The 16,759-nt window shown below is 39.1% G+C and carries 16 protein-coding genes; 5 read left to right on the forward strand and 11 right to left on the reverse strand.

All coding sequences use genetic code 11. From position 1 onward, the window contains the following. The first annotated feature begins 248 nt into the window (after positions 1-248). Complete coding sequence (locus tag QNN06_RS16530) at positions 249-560, forward strand: hypothetical protein (protein WP_213119670.1); 312 nt, start codon at positions 249-251, stop codon at positions 558-560. 113 nt (positions 561-673) lie between these two features. On the opposite strand, the gene QNN06_RS16535 is transcribed toward QNN06_RS16530, so the two are convergent. Further along, a complete protein-coding gene (locus QNN06_RS16535; RefSeq protein WP_213119669.1) occupies positions 674-943 on the reverse strand; it encodes a hypothetical protein in 270 nt (89 codons plus the stop codon). Positions 944-1,147: 204 nt separating this feature from the next. Here QNN06_RS16535 and QNN06_RS16540 point away from each other — a divergent pair, with 204 nt between their 5' ends. Continuing rightward, complete coding sequence (locus QNN06_RS16540; protein ID WP_217037024.1) at positions 1,148-1,426, forward strand: hypothetical protein; 279 nt, start codon at positions 1,148-1,150, stop codon at positions 1,424-1,426. A gap of 155 nt (positions 1,427-1,581) precedes the next feature. Further along, complete coding sequence (locus QNN06_RS16545) at positions 1,582-2,208, forward strand: DUF2238 domain-containing protein (protein WP_217037022.1); 627 nt, start codon at positions 1,582-1,584, stop codon at positions 2,206-2,208. Between the two features lie 166 nt (positions 2,209-2,374). Here the strand turns inward: QNN06_RS16545 and QNN06_RS16550 are convergent, their stop codons facing one another. The 10 genes from QNN06_RS16550 to QNN06_RS16595 form a co-directional block, all read right to left on the reverse strand. Next, complete coding sequence (locus QNN06_RS16550) at positions 2,375-4,048, reverse strand: thiamine pyrophosphate-binding protein (protein ID WP_284035472.1); 1,674 nt, start codon at positions 4,046-4,048, stop codon at positions 2,375-2,377. Positions 4,049-4,227: 179 nt separating this feature from the next. Next, the gene (locus QNN06_RS16555; RefSeq protein ID WP_217037018.1) at positions 4,228-5,196 is read right to left on the reverse strand and encodes an NAD(P)-dependent alcohol dehydrogenase; all 969 of its coding nucleotides are present in this window, start codon (positions 5,194-5,196) and stop codon (positions 4,228-4,230) included. 737 nt (positions 5,197-5,933) lie between these two features. Beyond that, positions 5,934-6,656 carry a DUF4386 domain-containing protein gene (locus tag QNN06_RS16560; RefSeq protein WP_284035473.1) on the reverse strand — a complete coding sequence of 241 codons (723 nt, stop codon included), beginning with the start codon at positions 6,654-6,656 and terminating at the stop codon, positions 5,934-5,936. Positions 6,657-6,716: 60 nt separating this feature from the next. Continuing rightward, positions 6,717-6,941: a helix-turn-helix transcriptional regulator gene (locus QNN06_RS16565; RefSeq protein WP_284035474.1), complete on the reverse strand. Its 225-nt coding sequence runs from the start codon at positions 6,939-6,941 to the stop codon at positions 6,717-6,719. A gap of 2 nt (positions 6,942-6,943) precedes the next feature. After that, positions 6,944-7,390 carry a hypothetical protein gene (locus QNN06_RS16570; RefSeq protein ID WP_284035475.1) on the reverse strand — a complete coding sequence of 149 codons (447 nt, stop codon included), beginning with the start codon at positions 7,388-7,390 and terminating at the stop codon, positions 6,944-6,946. Positions 7,391-7,945: 555 nt separating this feature from the next. Then, on the reverse strand, positions 7,946-8,410 hold the full coding sequence (locus tag QNN06_RS16575; protein WP_284035476.1) for a DinB family protein: 465 nt from the start codon (positions 8,408-8,410) through the stop codon (positions 7,946-7,948). A gap of 29 nt (positions 8,411-8,439) precedes the next feature. Continuing rightward, entirely contained in the window at positions 8,440-9,474 is a 1,035-nt protein-coding gene (locus tag QNN06_RS16580; protein WP_217037009.1) for an alpha/beta hydrolase, read from the reverse strand. A gap of 217 nt (positions 9,475-9,691) precedes the next feature. Next, positions 9,692-11,998: an RNA polymerase recycling motor HelD gene (gene helD / locus QNN06_RS16585; RefSeq protein WP_284035477.1), complete on the reverse strand. Its 2,307-nt coding sequence runs from the start codon at positions 11,996-11,998 to the stop codon at positions 9,692-9,694. A gap of 89 nt (positions 11,999-12,087) precedes the next feature. Continuing rightward, positions 12,088-13,266: a macrolide family glycosyltransferase gene (locus tag QNN06_RS16590; protein ID WP_284035478.1), complete on the reverse strand. Its 1,179-nt coding sequence runs from the start codon at positions 13,264-13,266 to the stop codon at positions 12,088-12,090. Positions 13,267-13,387: 121 nt separating this feature from the next. Further along, positions 13,388-13,876, reverse strand: a complete 489-nt coding sequence (locus tag QNN06_RS16595; protein ID WP_213119657.1) for a GNAT family N-acetyltransferase — start codon at positions 13,874-13,876, stop codon at positions 13,388-13,390. Between the two features lie 310 nt (positions 13,877-14,186). Between QNN06_RS16595 and QNN06_RS16600 the strand changes: the two genes are divergently transcribed. Together QNN06_RS16600 and cls are read left to right on the forward strand one after the other, a co-directional pair. After that, positions 14,187-14,753, forward strand: coding sequence for an acetylglutamate kinase (locus QNN06_RS16600; protein ID WP_254124824.1), 567 nt, complete (start codon positions 14,187-14,189; stop codon positions 14,751-14,753). A gap of 139 nt (positions 14,754-14,892) precedes the next feature. Further along, complete coding sequence (gene cls / locus QNN06_RS16605) at positions 14,893-16,347, forward strand: cardiolipin synthase (protein ID WP_284035479.1); 1,455 nt, start codon at positions 14,893-14,895, stop codon at positions 16,345-16,347. The last annotated feature ends 412 nt before the right edge of the window (positions 16,348-16,759 follow it).

Below are 16,759 nucleotides of genomic sequence, written 5' to 3' on the forward strand. Positions count from 1 at the left end.
TTGATATAAATACTCTTTTAACAATCGGTAGCTCAAAAATATCACAAATATTTCCAGCTGCCAATATAGAAATTTGCCTCGGTTTTGTCCTTAATCCAAAAGTGCGATTTTATCAAAGATTTACTAGGTCCCAAACACCAAATTATAGTCCAGTAAAAGCGAAAAAAAATTTCCATAAAATTTAACAATTTGTTAAGAAATGATAAATTGCGATTCCTATATATTAGGAGAAAAGGAGGTGAGCAGGAATGTCAGATGAACCACGAGAGCTTCCTCATGAAGAACCTCAAAAGCAACCTTTAGAACGGAATCAAGAAAACATCAAAACTCTTAAAGATGAGATTAAAAATGAAATTAGAAATGAATTAAAAGAAAAATTCACCCAATCCCGCAAGAAAAGAAAGCATCGAATTATATATTCTGTTTGTGTCTTTGCACTCGGTGTTTTGATTGGCTTTAGCGGCGGTAGGGCAACCCATTCAGAACATCACTTTAACCAAGTACACAAGGGCCACTTTGAACATGGTCAATTTCAAAAATGGCATGATATGCGAAAATAGTATACAAATAAATACAGCCTGGGAAGAACCGCTCCCCCTTCCTAGTCTGTATTTAATCGTATTTTAGTGTGATTTGAGGTAGTTTTGATTTATTAATTAGACCACAATTTGATTTACTTAAGTTTTCCTTGAAATTGATCATATTTTTTCATTTCATGAATCGTCTCTTCAATTTCCCTGATAAAATATTTAAATACTTGATGATTCCCTGAATCACTAAAGTTCTTTTTATCAATTGAATTAAGCAGCCCTATAACTGCTTTAAACTTTAAATCATCAAAAAATGGGATTTCGCTTTTCCCATTGATTTCACCTTCAACTTCCACCTCCCCTTCGTCATTCTCCAGTCTAAATGTAAATTTTCCCGTGTTATCAACGTTCAATTAAGTTCGCTCCCCTATTTAGATGCATGGGTAGATGCATGGGGACGGTTCTCGTGTCTCATTAGCGCTCAAAAATGTGGCACGAGAACCGTCCCCATGTTTCACCCTTATATTTTTTAATTGATTTGTAAAAATATACACAGATAACAATCAATAAATAGGGCAAAATAATATAACTGAATACTAAAGAAAGAGGGTCTTAGGATGTTTTATACCTATAACCTATACAGTTCGGATCAATTGGGATTTACAAACTCTTATCACATCCAATCCGAATTGCCACCGCATAAATTTCGGGCCATTATGATGGAATTTCGGCGTGGAGGAAATAATGATCCGCAAGCATTTGTGAAATACATGCGCGAACATTTCCCAGATAGCTTTCGTTTATTCGAGTATGATGATGTTGTGCAATATGATGCCGACCAAGAAAACTCGGTTATCCTTTCCAACCTTTTAGACCAAAATAATCAAACTATTTAGGGCTGTTGAAAAAATAGGTTCAACAGTCTTTTTTCAGCTAATTGAACCTATTGGATATCAAGCTGAGCTTTTTTGAAATGTCTCTTATCAGTAATTGGTTTATGAGATTAAATGATAAAAGTGATCCTGGAAACCCTATAGGAGTGAAATAAGAAATGAAAGGAAAAAGTGTCAAGACGATTCATGTTCTGTTATTACTGGTTGTAATCGCCGTTTTAATTTGGTCACTTATCAAACCTGCAAGCTTCATGTCATGGACATTGGAAGCCACTCCTGCCATCATCATATTAATAATCGCACTATTAACGTACAAAAAGTTTCGTCTTACTACCCTCTCTTACGTCATTATTGCTATTATGGCTATCTTGGTGTTTGTCGGCGGCCATTACACCTTTTCAAAGGTTCCTCTATTTAATTGGATAAAAGATAATTTTGATTTCAAAAGAAATCACTACGATCGATTTGGACATTTTTTAAAAGGCATGTCAGGTATCGTAATTAGAGAATTATTATTAAGGAAAACCCCATTGAAAAAAGGTAAATGGTTATTTTGGATTGTGACAAGTATTTCTCTCGCCATTTCTGCTATGTATGAAATCATTGAATGGATAAGTTTTCTTATACTCAAGGGAGGAAAAACAGCTAAAAACTTTCTAGGGAACCAAGGTGATATATGGGATGCACAATGGGATATGGTATTAACCTTAGTTGGTACCATCATTTCCTTACTATTTCTTTCCAAACTGCATAATAGGTTGTTGCGAAAAGAATTAGGAAAGTGATACACGGGGACGGTTCTCATGCTTCATTTTCGCCAGAAAATGAGACAGAAGAACCGTCCCCGTGCTTCATTAAGGAGTTACAATATTAATTTTATGATTAAAGTTATCCAGCATTTATTTCATATTTCTATACTGCCCTGTACAAATCATGTTGACTTTAATAGCTTTACTGAAGATAAACTTTAACGGTTGAATCAATAACCACATCCAGCAAAATCGGCTTTTTTTCTTGAAAGGCTTTTTCAAATGCCGGTTGAAGTTCCTCGGACCTTTCAATTCTGACAGAATCAATTCCAAACCCTTTAGCAACATTAACAAAATCTACTGGGGGTTCGTTTAAATCCATCCCCGGGAAAACGTTGTGCTTGGCGGATTCCCCTTTGATATTAAGAATTCCGCCTTTCAGAATCATGTAGCTTTGGTTATTCATAATCACAAAAACTACTGGGAGTTGATACTTGGCAGCATTCCATAATGATTGAATATAGTAAAGGGAAGAACCATCCCCAATGATATTGACAACCCTTTGGTCAGGACGCCCCAGCTGAGCGCCAAGGGAGGCCGGCATACCGTACCCGAGACCACCGCCCTTCAATGCGATAAGGCTTCCAGGCTGGTTCAGTTCCAAATAACTGTGGGTATATCTTCCTGAAGTCACGGATTCGTCCACAACTAAAACATTTTCCGGCAGTGCTTTATTTAATTCATACATGACTTCGGCAGGAGATAAAGGAAATTGGCCTTTTGTTTCTTCTAGTTCCTTTAAACGTTGCGCATCACTATGTATTTTCTTCTGAATAGTCTTTTCTTTTAACCTATCGAACCGGGCTTTTTCCTCATCATTTAATTGAGTTTCAATTAACTGTGTAATCTCCTGAATCGCAATCCTTGGGCTGGCGGCAATGGCAATATCTACGTGCATGTTCTTGCCAAGCTCCCATTCACCACTGTCAATAGCGATTACCTTGGTTCCCTCTTGGATAATCGGCTGGTCAAAGTAAAGGAGCGGGGCTTGACTTGTGACTCCCACGAAAATCACAACATCAGCTTCAGAAAGGGCTTTCTTGATAAAGGGCCCATTTGGCAGGCATCTTCCCGCGTATTGGCGGTGACCATAAGGGAAGTTTAATCTGGAGGCCTGATGCTCTACATATACTGGAGCACCAATCTTCTCCGCAAGTCGAACCATCTCATTCACTCCTTGGCTGCTTGCCAAGTGATCCCCGACCATAAAGACAGGGTTGCTGGCATGCCGAATCCAACTAGCCGCCTTTTGCACGGCTTCAAGATCTCCCCTGATATTGGAAGAAACAATGGTAAGCGGGATTGTTTCTGCCTCAATCTCCTGCCAAAGCACATCCGAAGGAAGAGAAAGAAAAACAGGACCCATCGGTTCTGTCATAGCCACTTTAAAGGCCCGATGTAGGACAATAGGTAATTCCTGCGCATTTTTGACTTCCCAGCTCCATTTTGTGTAATTTTGGGCCATGCTTACCATATCTCCCCAAAGTGCTGGTTCCTGGATAGCGAGTCTGGTATCCTGCTGGCCGGCGGTCACAATAAGTGGTACCCCCGCACGATAGGCATTGTAGATGTTCCCCAATCCATGAGCCAAGCCGGGGGCAGCATGAAGATTCACTACGCCTGGTTTTCCAGTTGCCTGGGCATAGCCTGCAGCCATCCCAACACACACATCTTCGTGTAAGGAAAGAATATACTTAAGATCCGGATAGTGCACCAGCCCGTCAACCAATGGCAATTCAGTTGTCCCAGGGTTTCCAAACAAATACTCTACTTCATATTTTTGAAAAGTCTTTAAAATAAAATCTCTAGCAAGCATCTCTCTCACCCTTTACACATTTTAGTAGTTTTTTTCTTTTCAGAAAATATTATACTACAAAATTCTGAAATTTTTATATATTTAAAAAATAGGAGAAAATTAGAGGCTGATTAGAAAAGACGATACCACTCAAAGTATCGCCTTTCTTCATTCTATCCGTTATGATTCCTTAAAAGTTTTCATACTGTAATGACAACTTTTCCTTGAGCGTGCCCCTGTTCAAAGTACTTGAAAGCTTCTTCCACTTCACTCATCTTAAAAGTTTTATCAATAACTGGTTTTACTTTTCCGGCTTCAAGGAGTTCTTTTATATAAATTAAATCATTTTGGTTTTGCCTTTGTAATAGGCTAGACATTTTATTCCTCCCAGTGAGCGAGAACCAAGGCCCTAAGGTCATGGTTTGAAACAGCTGTGCACCCGAACCTCCGACGTGAACAAAATTTCCATTAGCATTTAAGGACCGCTTATAAGCTGAAATCGGATGGTGCCCATTCACACCGAGAATCAGGTCATACTTCTGTCCTTTTTCGGTAAAATCCTCTTTTGTATAATCAATGACATGATCTGCCCCGATGGAACGAAGGATTTCTAAATTTCTCGTACTGCAAACACCTGTTACTTCAGCTCCGTAAGCTTTGGCAATTTGTACCGCAAAAGTCCCAACACCACCAGATGCACCATTTATCAAAACCTTCTGTCCCGCCTTAATCTTGCCTTTATCCCTTAGACCCTGTAAGGCTGTAACTGCCGCCATTGGTACCGCAGCAGCTTCCTCAAATGTGATATTTTCTGGTTTTAACGCCAATGCGCTCTCAGGAACAGATACATATTCAGCAAAACCACCCCAGCCAGCTCTGGAAAGATCTCCAAATACCTCTTGGCCTGGCTGAAACTGTTTAACATCTTTACCAACTGCTTCGACCCGGCCCGCAATGTCACCCCCGGGTATGGGGTATTTTGGTTTTAGAAGACCGAAGGCAAAACGGGCTAAGAAGGGCTCTCCTTTAAGAAGCACTAGATTACCATAGTTCAAGGATCCTGCATGTATCTTTACCAGTACCTGATGGTCCTCAGGAATAGGTTTATCTACTTCTCTCAGATTAAGAACATCGGGTGAACCATATTTGTTATAAACGATGGCTTTCATTGATTTTCCTCCACATCCTTCGAAACTATCAAATTTCTTCCTTTAAAAACCTATTCTTTTATTAAAATATATAACACCTTTACAATCACGTAGAACACTCCTACGTGACCAGTTACTCTGTTTCAGACCCATTTTGGTCACGTAGATTATTCCTACGTGACCAGTTACTCTGTTTCAGACCCATTTCGGGCACGTAGATTATTCCTACGTGACCAATTACTCTGTTTCAGACCCATTTCGGTCACGTAGTTCATTCCTACGTGACCAATTACTCTGTTTCAGACCCGGTTCGGGCACGTAGATCATTCCTACGTGACCAATTACTCTGTTTCAGACCAGGTTCGGGCACGTAGATCATTCCTACGTGACCAATTACTCTGTTTCAGACCCGGTTCGGGCACGTAGATCATTCCTACGTGACCAATTTCTCTGTTTCAGACCCGGTTCGGTCACGTAGATCATTCCTACGTGACCAATTACTCTATTTCAGACCAGGTTCGGTCACGTAGATCATTCCTACGTGACCAATTTCTCTGTTTCAGACCCGGTTTGGGCACGTAGATCATTCCTACGTGACCGGTACTTCGTTTGAACCCGTTTTGGACCTTTTTGGAAAATATCCTCGCTGCTTATTTACTAATAAGCTTTTGCCACCAATTTGAATGACATTATGAGGTAGTCAAACTATCAGTTCTTAATTAAGTCTGCTATCTTAATTGTTTCGGAACCGCATTATCTCAAGTGGAGCTTCCAAACGTATTCTTTTTTGTAGACAAGGCAGCAAGTGCAGATACATTGAATCCTTTAAAGATGAGCCATACGGCTAAAATCATTTCATTAGCCGCTACTGGCAGCGACAGTAATGCACCCCAAATCGAAAGTTGTTGAATGACTCCAAACATTTCTAACAATGCTGCGATAAAAACAAGTGCAGCCCCTGTCATACCCAAGATGGGAATAAATCTTGGTACGAGCTTCGATTTAAAAAATATATAACTGTACATCATCGTATTAATGCCCAGCATGAAATTCGGACCAAGCAAAAATGTCCAGTCATGTATTGCTATTAGTACTGTGCCTGAAGCATGAAAAGAGGCAATATCCGGAGCACCCGCTGCTGTATATTCCCGGCTTAAGGTTAATAGGGACAGGACGCTTATTACACCAACCGTGATGATAATCGCTTCAAGAAATCTGAAACAAACATGCCAGAGAGCAATCGTTTCATTGTACTTTCGTAAAAAAGGAAACATAATCGTTGCTGTACCAACAGCTGAAACGACAAGTATTAGCTCCATAAGCGCTCCTGTTATCACTTGGTTGGCTTGTTCAGAACCTTTTATCAGGTAATCAGGACCTTTTAGGATAGGATTATATAAGTTTAGACCAATTACCGCCGTAACTGCTGCAAGTATAAACAGTATTCCCACCATTTTTGCCGCTTTTTTATTTGAATTCATTTTGTTATCCCCTTCTCTTAATAAATTCAAAAACGGTAAAGCATATAACCATCATAGTTTTTATTTCTTTGTGTTTTCCCCATAGAAGAATACCTCTTCCAACGGTAAGTTAAAGGCGTGAGCAATGCGAAAAGCAAGTTCTAGGGATGGGGAGTAATTTCCCTTTTCGAGAGCCACAATGGTTTGTCTTGTAACGCCCACCTTGTCAGCCAGTTGCTGCTGGGTCATTTCATTATGGTCAAATCGTAATCTCCTGATATGATTGCCGACAAGATTTTTACCCATTATTAGACTCCTTTCCGATAGTGATAAAGTTTCGTAACGGATCCAGTCACATCCGAAACGAACCCCGAAATGATCAGGATCATGAACATGACCTGTGACGGCTGAAAGATAACCAGCGATCCCATTGCAAGTAAAAAGCCGAGTATAAAGACAAAAAAGGAATTTCGATTTGCTTTCAAGTCAATTAACTTATCCAGTTCATCCGCAAATGTTGGTTCCTTTTCCCCAGTAGTTATTCTAAAGATGATGTTAAAAAGAATGCTGATAATGATGTGTGCAACTATTGAAAGCAAAGTCAGGATGAGGACGAATGAACCCCAATAGCGAAAGGTTTCCAGCGACTCCAGCCCTCCTTCAGGTTGCCGTGGGTACATGTACAAGCAATATGTTCCGAAAATGAGTATGGCGCTAATCAACGATACGATGCTTTTCTTTTCTTGATAGGTCATGGTTTCCCCCTTATTGTATTTTTTATATAATTTGGTAAAGCATGTTATACATAATGTAATATAAACTTTACATAAAGTAAAGTATAAATTACAAAAATAAAACCGGACATCGCAAAATGGGCAATGTACCGGCAGGTCCTCCTTATATGTTGTTGTTCTAAAGATGCTCAGGGCTATTTAAATGAACCGCGTCCGCTTTTTTCATATAATCACTTTGAACATATGAAAAAACAAAAAACCACACGTGTGACAAAATCACCATATGGTTATTAGTGAACACTACAATAATCTTTTAGATCCTCCTTTTATTAAAATAAATGGTCGCAAACTTCTGTTTTACACAAATTATACTCACGAGCCGAATAAACGGCTTATTTTTACCAGTGCGACACTTTTCTTGTATTCCCGGGCCGAATAGAGGGCTTCTTTTTACCAGGAGCGCTATTTCTTGCGCTCACGGGAAGAATAGGACTGCTTTGTGTTTTTCAGTAGTCACGGACAGTTCTCATGCCTCTTTTTCACTAGGAAATGAGGCAGAAGAACCGTCCCCGTGTTTCATTCCTTTTTAATATGTTCCTCTATTTGTTCCTTATGTTTTAAGTCATGCTCGATCATTCCTGCAAAGTACTCTCCTATTGTCATGTGTTCTCTTCCGGGGTAAGGTTCGGTGAATGTTTCTTCTGGGATCTTTTGTAAAAAGGACACAAGTTCCTTTCGAACAGTGATAAATTCGGTAATAAGGTCCTCTTTGGAAATACCTGATCTAGCATATTCGGATGCCATTTTATTAACAGCTTCCACATCTATATTTACCTCCGGAAAATCCTCATTATAATAAATATAGGATACTCTATTGGTTATTAGAAATTTGTCCCACGAAATAAAATGGGAAATGACGCCTGCAATCCCCCATGCCCCTTCTTTAAAGGGTCTAAACCAAAGATCATTTGAAATTTCCTTTAGAGAATCAACCCATTCTATTAAACTTGTTTTTTCTTTAAGAATTTGATTTTTTCTCATTTTTCCTCCTACTCCTAACTCTTGGTAAGTTAAGAACCTTGCGCCTCTAATAAATGGCTAATAAGTCTTTGCTCATTTTCTCTTGCATCATCAGTGTGAAAAGCATGGGAAGATTTCTCAGACCAATATAATGATTTTCCTTTGGGGGCATCAAGTTCTTCGAAATATCGAGTGATGAGTTCAGGCATGACATGTTTTTCTTTACTTCCATGGATAAACATAACCGGTATATTTAAGCGTGGCACCTCACTGAAAAAATCAAATGTATTGATATCGTGGATCAATGCATCTGTATAGGAGAGCTTAAAACCTCTCAAAAGGGAATTATATATATCTATAAGAGAATAATCCGGCGAACGCAACATGATTTTTAACCCCGAAAAAAAGGTAGCAGACTTTTTGTCACCCGCATCATAAAACATAGTACGATATTTTAACTGCCATTTCCTGATAACAGACCACTGTTTAAAATCCTTCGTATAAGGCGGTTCTCCTACCGCCGCAAGCTCCGCTAACGCACGTTTGTTGTTTGTCTCAGTGGCCATCTCAATCAACCACTTATAGCTTAACTTATCATTTTCAACCCAGTTCGTAATCTGAGAAAAACCCGTATAAGAATAGTATTTTTCCGGATATTTGTAGGCAAGGTTTAATCCGATCACACTGCCCCAGGAATGAGCCGCCAGATGGAGTTTGTCTTGTTTGAACCGAGATCTTAAATAATCTGTGACATCTTTGGCATCATCGATAAATTGCTTCAAGTTCATGGTTTCTTTTGGTATATCTTTGGAAAAGGATTTTCCTGTACCGCGTTGGTCCCAAAAAACCACTGTAAAATTTTTAATTAATTCTTTGGTGGTCATGACCAATGTGTAATCAGTGCCTCGATTTGAGACACCAGGAACAGGCATACTGGGACCTCCATGAATAAAGAGCAGGATTGGACTTCCTGGTTTTTCAGTCTGAATAAGAATGCTTTGTTTTATACCGCCAATGGGAATGGTTTCAAGTTGACTGATTCCGTTCTTCGTGATCGTATAATCACTTTTTTTAAAAATTTTCATTTGTATGTTCCCCCGCTTTTTCATTCATATAAAATATAAATCTTATAAGCTGATTATAACCTAATTACATTATCTGGATTGCAATCTTTTCCAACAAAAGAGAGAAATCCTGAACACAAAAAACTGCTAGAATATTTCTAGCAGTTTTGAGACACAGGGACGGTTCTCATGCCTCATTTTCGAAGTGAAAATGAGGCAGAAGAACCGTCCCCATGCTTCAATTTTCAAAATGCAATGACTCCGCCCTATTTAATAAAAAGTCCGCCTGGTCTCTCCCATACAGATATAATCGGTGCATCGGTCTTGTCATCGAGACGTACAACAATTTGATGTCCAGGTCCGCTTGTGAATATGGTTCATCCAAGCAGACAAGCAAAACAGCATCAAACTCCAAGCCTTTTGATAAATATGAAGGCAAAATCACGATATGCCCCTTCTTCATTTCCTGTTTTTCTTCTAATGATTGAATAGGAAGTTCACTATTTTTAAAGAGCTGCTGAATTCTCAGGCATTCTTTTTCTGTACGTCCAATAATCGCGATGGAGTTCAGCTCTTCACTTTTGAGTGAGGATATATCCTGTTCCAGCAGCAGCCTAACCTGTTCCAGATTCTCAGGATCAATCTTTTTATAGTATGGTTTTTGACCATGACGAATGACGGGTTCGACTTTTGGCAAGTCCAGATCAATCAGCATCAGGATGTCGTTTGCCAAATTCATGATTTCGACGGTTGTTCGGTAACTTTTTTGCAAGGCTTGATAATTCGCGTTCGGGAAGATCTCATTCAAAACCGGTGTCCAGCTATTCAAGCCACGATAGGAATGAATCCCTTGTGCCAAATCCCCCACAATGGTAAACAATTCCGTTTCAAATCCTTCCTTTAGTGCGGCAAATTGAAAATAGCTGTAATCCTGAGCCTCATCAATGAAAATACTGCGCATTTTATGTTTTTCATCGATGCCTTCTAGCTTTGCTTTCATATAAAATAGCGGTGCTAAATCCTCCAGTTCATATGCACCCCGTTCAAAGATACGCTGACAATATTTACTTAGAACCTTACATTCTTGTTCTGTTAGAGTGGTGGAATGCTTTTGAAGCATATCTGGAGAAGTCATCAGTTCCTTATACAAGGTAAAAATATCTTTCATGTCAAATGCACCCATATATTTTTTTACAGCGACTTTTGCCTCCTGCTCAATCCTCTTTATCCGTTGCTCTTTTCTCTCCATTAAGGTGACCACTTTTTGCTTTCTTTTTTCTGGATCCTGCCTCCAGTTATAAAGGACCTTTTCGAGTGCTTCTTCGTATTTCTTATTCAGTTTTGATAACATAATGGATTTTTTCCTTTTTAGATCATCTTCTAAAAGGTTTTTTATTTTTCCAAGCCTTTTGTAGATTGGTAAGTACGTATATTCTTTTAAAAATAGTCTTTTAAGCTTTTTCCCTTTCATGAGCACGGAAATTTCAATAACAAAATCCTCTTCTGGGGCAAGATTGCTTTCCAATTCCATGATATATCGATTGATTAATTCCATAAATTCTAGGGAACCTTTAAAACTTGATACCCATTGAATCGATTTATTGGTTCCGTTACTTTCAAGGATCTTCATCAGCTTGGAATTGGGTGAAAAAAGTTTTATTTTCTGGCCTAGACAGCTTCTCATAAAATCGATATAGGTGGTTTGATTGATTTTGTTGACACCGAGTTCCGGTAAAACGGCAGAAATATAATCAATAAACAGTCGGTTTGGCGCGAGTATCATTAATTTTTCGGGAGGAAATTGAAAGCCAAAGGAATAGAGAAAGTAGGATATTCTATGGAGTGCGATCGTTGTTTTCCCGCTTCCCGCCGCTCCTTGAACAATAATAGGGTGCTTCAGAGATGCCCTGATTACTTCATTTTGCTCGTTTTGAATGGTCGCCACGATTTCTGTTAAGCGATTGTCAGCTTTACCAGACAAAGACTTCTGCAAAAGTTCATCGTGTGTGGTTAAATCGATGTCACTGATTTCTTTTAATAATCCATCGACTATGTCATATTGCCTCTTTAAGGATAGATAACCAGTTTGTGTCTCCCCATAGGCGTCATAGGACACCTCTCCGAGCCGACCATCATAGTAAACATTGGCAATCGGCGACCGCCAATCCACAATAATCGGCTGCTGTGTGACACGGTCGAACAACGACACCTTGCCAATGTACAAAATTTCTTCTTTTTTCGTACTATCGCTTGTGAAATCAATCCTTGAAAAATATGGTTTGCCAATCACACTCTCCAACCGTTTCAATTCACTTTCCGCTAATTCAAGAAAGCTTGCATTCGCGAGGAGATCGGTGTAGCTCGTACTGCTATCCTTAGAATTCAGTTCAGCAAAGGATTGCCTCATACTTTCAACGAAAAATTCTCTATTACCCTGCGAAATTTCCAAAACGGTCCGGATATATTCCTTCGTAAACTCTAAGCGCTCCAGTTCTGCTTGATAATCTTTATGGCCACTTACAGAAACTTGATCTTTAGTACCCATCCTATAGTCACCTCACTAAGTGACACACGGGGACGGTTCTCGTGCCTCACTTTCTCTAGAAAATGAGGCAAAAGAACCGTCCCCATGCGTCAATTTTTATATTTGAAAATCTCATCCACAGCTTGGTGGTATCCACCCGATTTTTGAAAAGATTCTCCGATGCTTGCAGCAGCTTTTTGGTAAGATGGTTGTTTTAACACTTGATCCAAAGTTTCACTGAGTTGATTTGCAGTCAGGTTTTGCATCTGTAGTGTAATACCGGCTCCGAGTTTGGCAACTTGCCCGGCAATGATTGGCTGATCCGCGCTTTGAGGGATGACAATGAGCGGAACCCCATAATAGAGACCTTCATGGACACTGTTCATTCCACCATGGGTGATGAAAACACTCGTGTATTTCAATACTTCTGTTTGTGGAACGTAATTTTTCACAATGAAGTTCTTAGGAATCTCCCCTAAATCGGATAGTTGCGTTTTTTCCCCAATAGACATGACAACAGTATGATCAGTGTTTCCAAATGCCTGAAAACAAAGCTTATAGAAATCTATTGCTTGGTTAAAGACAGTACCTAGTGAAATGTAAATTAGGCTTTTTCCCTTGATCGGAGTATGGTCAAAGTTTTCTTGGGTTGCTCGTAAAGAAATGGATGGACCCACAAATTTGTACGACTGGTCAAATGATTCTCCAAAAGGTTGAAATTCCCTTGTTGTATAAACGATGGTAAGTGGTGCCGGGTTACAAAAGACTTCGTAAGGAGAATCGATCTCCACATCATATTTTTCTTTCATTTTTTTTGTGAGGTTCTGATACTCATTATGAATTTCTGTTGGGATATTTTCTGAAAGATGGTCCAGCATTTGATCAAATGATGCTTTTGTCTGTGCAAAAGAAGTACAAGAATTAACGGCCGGAAGCTTCAGTATTTGTGCTAGTATCCGTCCGCAGCCAAACATGGAATCGTGGATGATATAATCAAACTGTTCTCCTTCAATTTGCTCAAGAACACTAGGAATCATGATATCCGCCGTACGCAAAAGACCGTTGATTCTTTCCAGTAAATAATTTCTTCCACCTGAAATAAAAGCTTTTATAAATTTCTCACCATCAAACGTTCTTACAGTAGCGCCCGTCTTCTCAACACGTTCTCGAAAAGCCTCTATTGTAAAGTATACTACCTCTTCTCCACGCGAAACAAGTTCCCTTACAACTCCAAGAGTCGGATTAACATGTCCTTCAGAACCACCATTAATAAACAAAACACGTGCCATAATCAACACTCCTTAGCTAATGAGGCATGGGGACGGTTCTCGCTCCTCACTTTATCGACAAAAGCGAGGCAAAAGAACCGTCCCCATGTTTCATTCACTCCATCTAAATAGAGTAAAACCATTATGATAATATTTTAACCATATTGTACCAGATTACACCACCATGCTCTGAGTTTGAATCCCCCATGTTGACATATCCAAATTTTTCATAGAAGACAATTAAGTCTTCTTTACAAGTAAGTGTGATGGTCTCACGTTTTTTGGCAGTCGCTGCTTCTTCGATATGAGCAAGAAGCGCTGCCGCTACACCGCGGGTTTGAAAATGCGGAGTAACCGCTATTCCAAGAACACTTTGATGTCCACCTGTCAGTGGATTAGCTTTGATTTCTCGAAATAAGTCATCTGTAATATATGGTGTTTCGATCACGGGTCCATTAACAAAACCTACAATTGCACCTTTCCTTTCAGCCACAAAGAAACTATCTGGTATTAAACGAATCCGCTTTTCAAATGCTTCTTTCGTCGCAGCCTCTTCTATTGGAAAACACAGGCTTTCAATGATAGTAATCTCAGTTAGATCTTCCATTTTAACATTACGGATATTCAACATTTTCAATTTGCCTCCAAATTCCAATAACTTCTAGATGCTAATTCCCATCTGCCCCTACAAAATATATAAGACTTCCACTTTATAAATTATTATTATCTCCATCTACTACTATAATAGGTTTTTGTTCAGAACAAAAGTAAAGTTTTACATTTATGAGGCATGGGGACGGTTCTTTTGCATCACTATCACTAGAAAATGAGACAAAAGAACCGTCCCTGTGCATACAACACCTGTGCATACAAAATTGTACAGGCACTTTTTTTAAATGGGAATATACTGAAACTGAGTTTGAGTGTTTGGGGGTGAGACTATGAATCCGTGGTTCAACACTGATGGTGTTAGCGAACGGGAAGATCGTTTGAAAAGCTCCATGCGTATGGTTTGGGAACAGCACGTATTTTGGACAAGATTGGTGATCAATAGCATAGCTTTTAATTTACCTGATCTAGCCGCGAATACTGCACGACTTCTCCGGAATGCCACAGATATGGGAAATTTATTAAAGCCTTTCTATGGAAATAAAATAGCAGCACAGTTCGCCAACCTAATAAGGGAGCACCTGGTCATTGCTGCAGAACTGGTTACAGCTGCGAAAGCAGGCAATCAAAAAGCTGTGGCAGATGCTCGGAGAAGATGGTATGCAAATGGAGCAGAAATTGCCGAATTCCTAAGTAAGATCAATCCATTTATATCAAGAAAAGAATTCCAAGAAATGTTTTTCGAACATCTAGCCCTTACTGAAAGGGAAGCAGTATTAATACTCCAACAAAATTTTAAAGAAAGTATTGCAGTATTTGATAAAATTGAGTTGGAAGCTTTAGAAATGGCGGACACCATCACCTTTGCCATTGTGAAACAATTCCCTAGGAAGTTTTGATAAGACTATAGGGGACGATTCAACCGGCTCTTTTTCCAAAAACAAATAGCCATAGGAACCGTCCCTGTGGCTTTTCCTTGGCTTTTGCTGCAAGAATTATATATATTGAAGTAAAGAACTTGGCGCTGGAGAGGTACCAATGGAATTACAAAATATTAATACTATACTCATCGCACTTATTACTGTCTTGAATATATTATTTGCCATAGTGGTGATTTTTGTTGAGAGACGGGATGTCAGTTCTACCTGGGCGTGGCTTTTGGTCTTATTTTTTCTGCCTATTATAGGGTTTTTGGTCTATATCTTTTTAGGCCGCCAGTTAAAGCAAAAGAATTTCTATAAACTTTCAGAAGAAGAGAGACGTTTTTTAAATGAAGCTGTAAATGTGCAGATGGACAACTTAACTCGTTCAGATTTTCTACATAATCCTATGCTTCAAAGGTATGGGGATCTTATTAAAATGAACATGAAGTCGTCGAACGCCTTACTATCTAACGATAATGATGTACAGATTTTTCATCACGGAAAAGACAAGTTCGATGCGTTGTTTCAAGATATTCAGAATGCAAAAATCGAGATTAATCTGCAATATTACATCATTCAGCGTGATTCCTTGGCGGTAAGGTTACGGGATGAACTGACAAAGAAAGCAAAGGAAGGGATACGAGTTCGCGTTCTCTACGATGAAGTGGGTTCACGGCGGATGAATCGTTCCTTTTTCAAGGAACTGATCGAGTGTGGCGGCGAAGTGGAAGTGTTTTTTCCTTCTTTTTTAAAATTAATCAACTTTCGGATTAATACGAGAAACCATAGAAAAATCTGTATTATTGATGGCGAGATTGCTTATATTGGCGGATTCAATATTGGTAATGAATATTTGGGGCTGGATAAAAAGTTCGGAAATTGGCGCGATACTCATCTACGAATAATGGGTGAGGCAGTCAATCATATTCAAGGGAGATTTGTGCTGGATTGGAAGCAGGCAACGGACCAAGAAATAATCAATCATGAAGCCTATTCTATGAATCAGGAGCGGCATAGCGGAAGCAGTACCATCCAAATTATAGCCAGCGGTCCGAACTCCACAACCGAACATTTGAAAAATATGTATTTGAAGATGATCATGTCAGCGCAAAAAAGTGTCTATATCCAAACACCCTATTTTATTCCTGATAGCAGCTTTATGGATGCCTGCAAAATCGCCTTACTTTCCGGGGTAGATGTTCGGATCATGATTCCCAGCAAGCCTGACCATCCCTTTGTGTACTGGGCAAACTTGGCTTATGCCGGTGAGCTTTTGTCATATGGTGCGAAGATTTTGTTATATGAAAATGGATTTTTACATGCCAAAACGATATTGGTGGATCAAGAGATAGCCTCTGTCGGGACCACTAACATTGATATGCGCAGCTTCAGGCTAAACTTTGAAGTCAACGCCCTCATTTATGATGAAAAGATTGCTCAAGATTTATATGATTTATTCGTAGAAGATTGCAATCATAGCTCCGAACTAACCCTTTCACGATACCAGGAACGATCCGGGTTCGTGCGATTCAAAGAATCCATATCCCGCCTTCTGTCGCCGATTTTGTGAAGATGCATGGGGACGGTTGTTTTCGTGCATCACTTTTATTAGTCTAGTTTAAAACATGCATAAATCAATATAAAGTGCTCTAATGATGTTAACATTAAGGTTGCCACTCGATCCCTTTTTTTATGCCAAAAGCTAATAACCAGTGTGCATATTCATTAATTTTTTCTTGAAATTCCATATGTGTAACTGATTTCATATTTTCTTTTTGAATCATTGCACTTGATGCGATCAATATGGATTCATTGTTATTGTTATCCATCACAAATTTAGACTATTGAGTTTCATGAATGAAATCCCAATAATCCGTATTCTAGAAAAAAAGGGTGACAAAAAAGTCTGTTTAGTAAGACCTATTTGCACCCTTACAATTTTAAAAAATAAATATAATTAGAACTAGTTTTTTCTCAATATA

The sequence above is a fragment of the Neobacillus sp. 114 genome (genome assembly GCF_030127045.1).
Lineage (GTDB): Bacteria > Bacillota > Bacilli > Bacillales > Cytobacillaceae > Neobacillus > Neobacillus rhizophilus.

Bases quoted from the DNA above. Each gene is read 5' to 3' on its own strand.
- cls (WP_284035479.1), top strand. From the start codon at position 14,893: ATGGAATTACAAAATATTAATACTATACTCATCGCACTTATTACTGTC.
- QNN06_RS16530 (WP_213119670.1), top strand. From the start codon at position 249: ATGTCAGATGAACCACGAGAGCTTCCTCATGAAGAACCTCAAAAGCAA.
- QNN06_RS16545 (WP_217037022.1), top strand. From the start codon at position 1,582: ATGAAAGGAAAAAGTGTCAAGACGATTCATGTTCTGTTATTACTGGTT.
- QNN06_RS16595 (WP_213119657.1), bottom strand. From the start codon at position 13,876: ATGTTGAATATCCGTAATGTTAAAATGGAAGATCTAACTGAGATTACT.
- QNN06_RS16540 (WP_217037024.1), top strand. From the start codon at position 1,148: ATGTTTTATACCTATAACCTATACAGTTCGGATCAATTGGGATTTACA.
- helD (WP_284035477.1), bottom strand. From the start codon at position 11,998: ATGGGTACTAAAGATCAAGTTTCTGTAAGTGGCCATAAAGATTATCAA.
- QNN06_RS16550 (WP_284035472.1), bottom strand. From the start codon at position 4,048: ATGCTTGCTAGAGATTTTATTTTAAAGACTTTTCAAAAATATGAAGTA.
- QNN06_RS16575 (WP_284035476.1), bottom strand. From the start codon at position 8,410: ATGAGAAAAAATCAAATTCTTAAAGAAAAAACAAGTTTAATAGAATGG.
- QNN06_RS16560 (WP_284035473.1), bottom strand. From the start codon at position 6,656: ATGAATTCAAATAAAAAAGCGGCAAAAATGGTGGGAATACTGTTTATA.
- QNN06_RS16580 (WP_217037009.1), bottom strand. From the start codon at position 9,474: ATGAAAATTTTTAAAAAAAGTGATTATACGATCACGAAGAACGGAATC.
- QNN06_RS16565 (WP_284035474.1), bottom strand. From the start codon at position 6,941: ATGGGTAAAAATCTTGTCGGCAATCATATCAGGAGATTACGATTTGAC.
- QNN06_RS16555 (WP_217037018.1), bottom strand. From the start codon at position 5,196: ATGAAAGCCATCGTTTATAACAAATATGGTTCACCCGATGTTCTTAAT.
- QNN06_RS16590 (WP_284035478.1), bottom strand. From the start codon at position 13,266: ATGGCACGTGTTTTGTTTATTAATGGTGGTTCTGAAGGACATGTTAAT.
- QNN06_RS16600 (WP_254124824.1), top strand. From the start codon at position 14,187: ATGAATCCGTGGTTCAACACTGATGGTGTTAGCGAACGGGAAGATCGT.
- QNN06_RS16570 (WP_284035475.1), bottom strand. From the start codon at position 7,390: ATGACCTATCAAGAAAAGAAAAGCATCGTATCGTTGATTAGCGCCATA.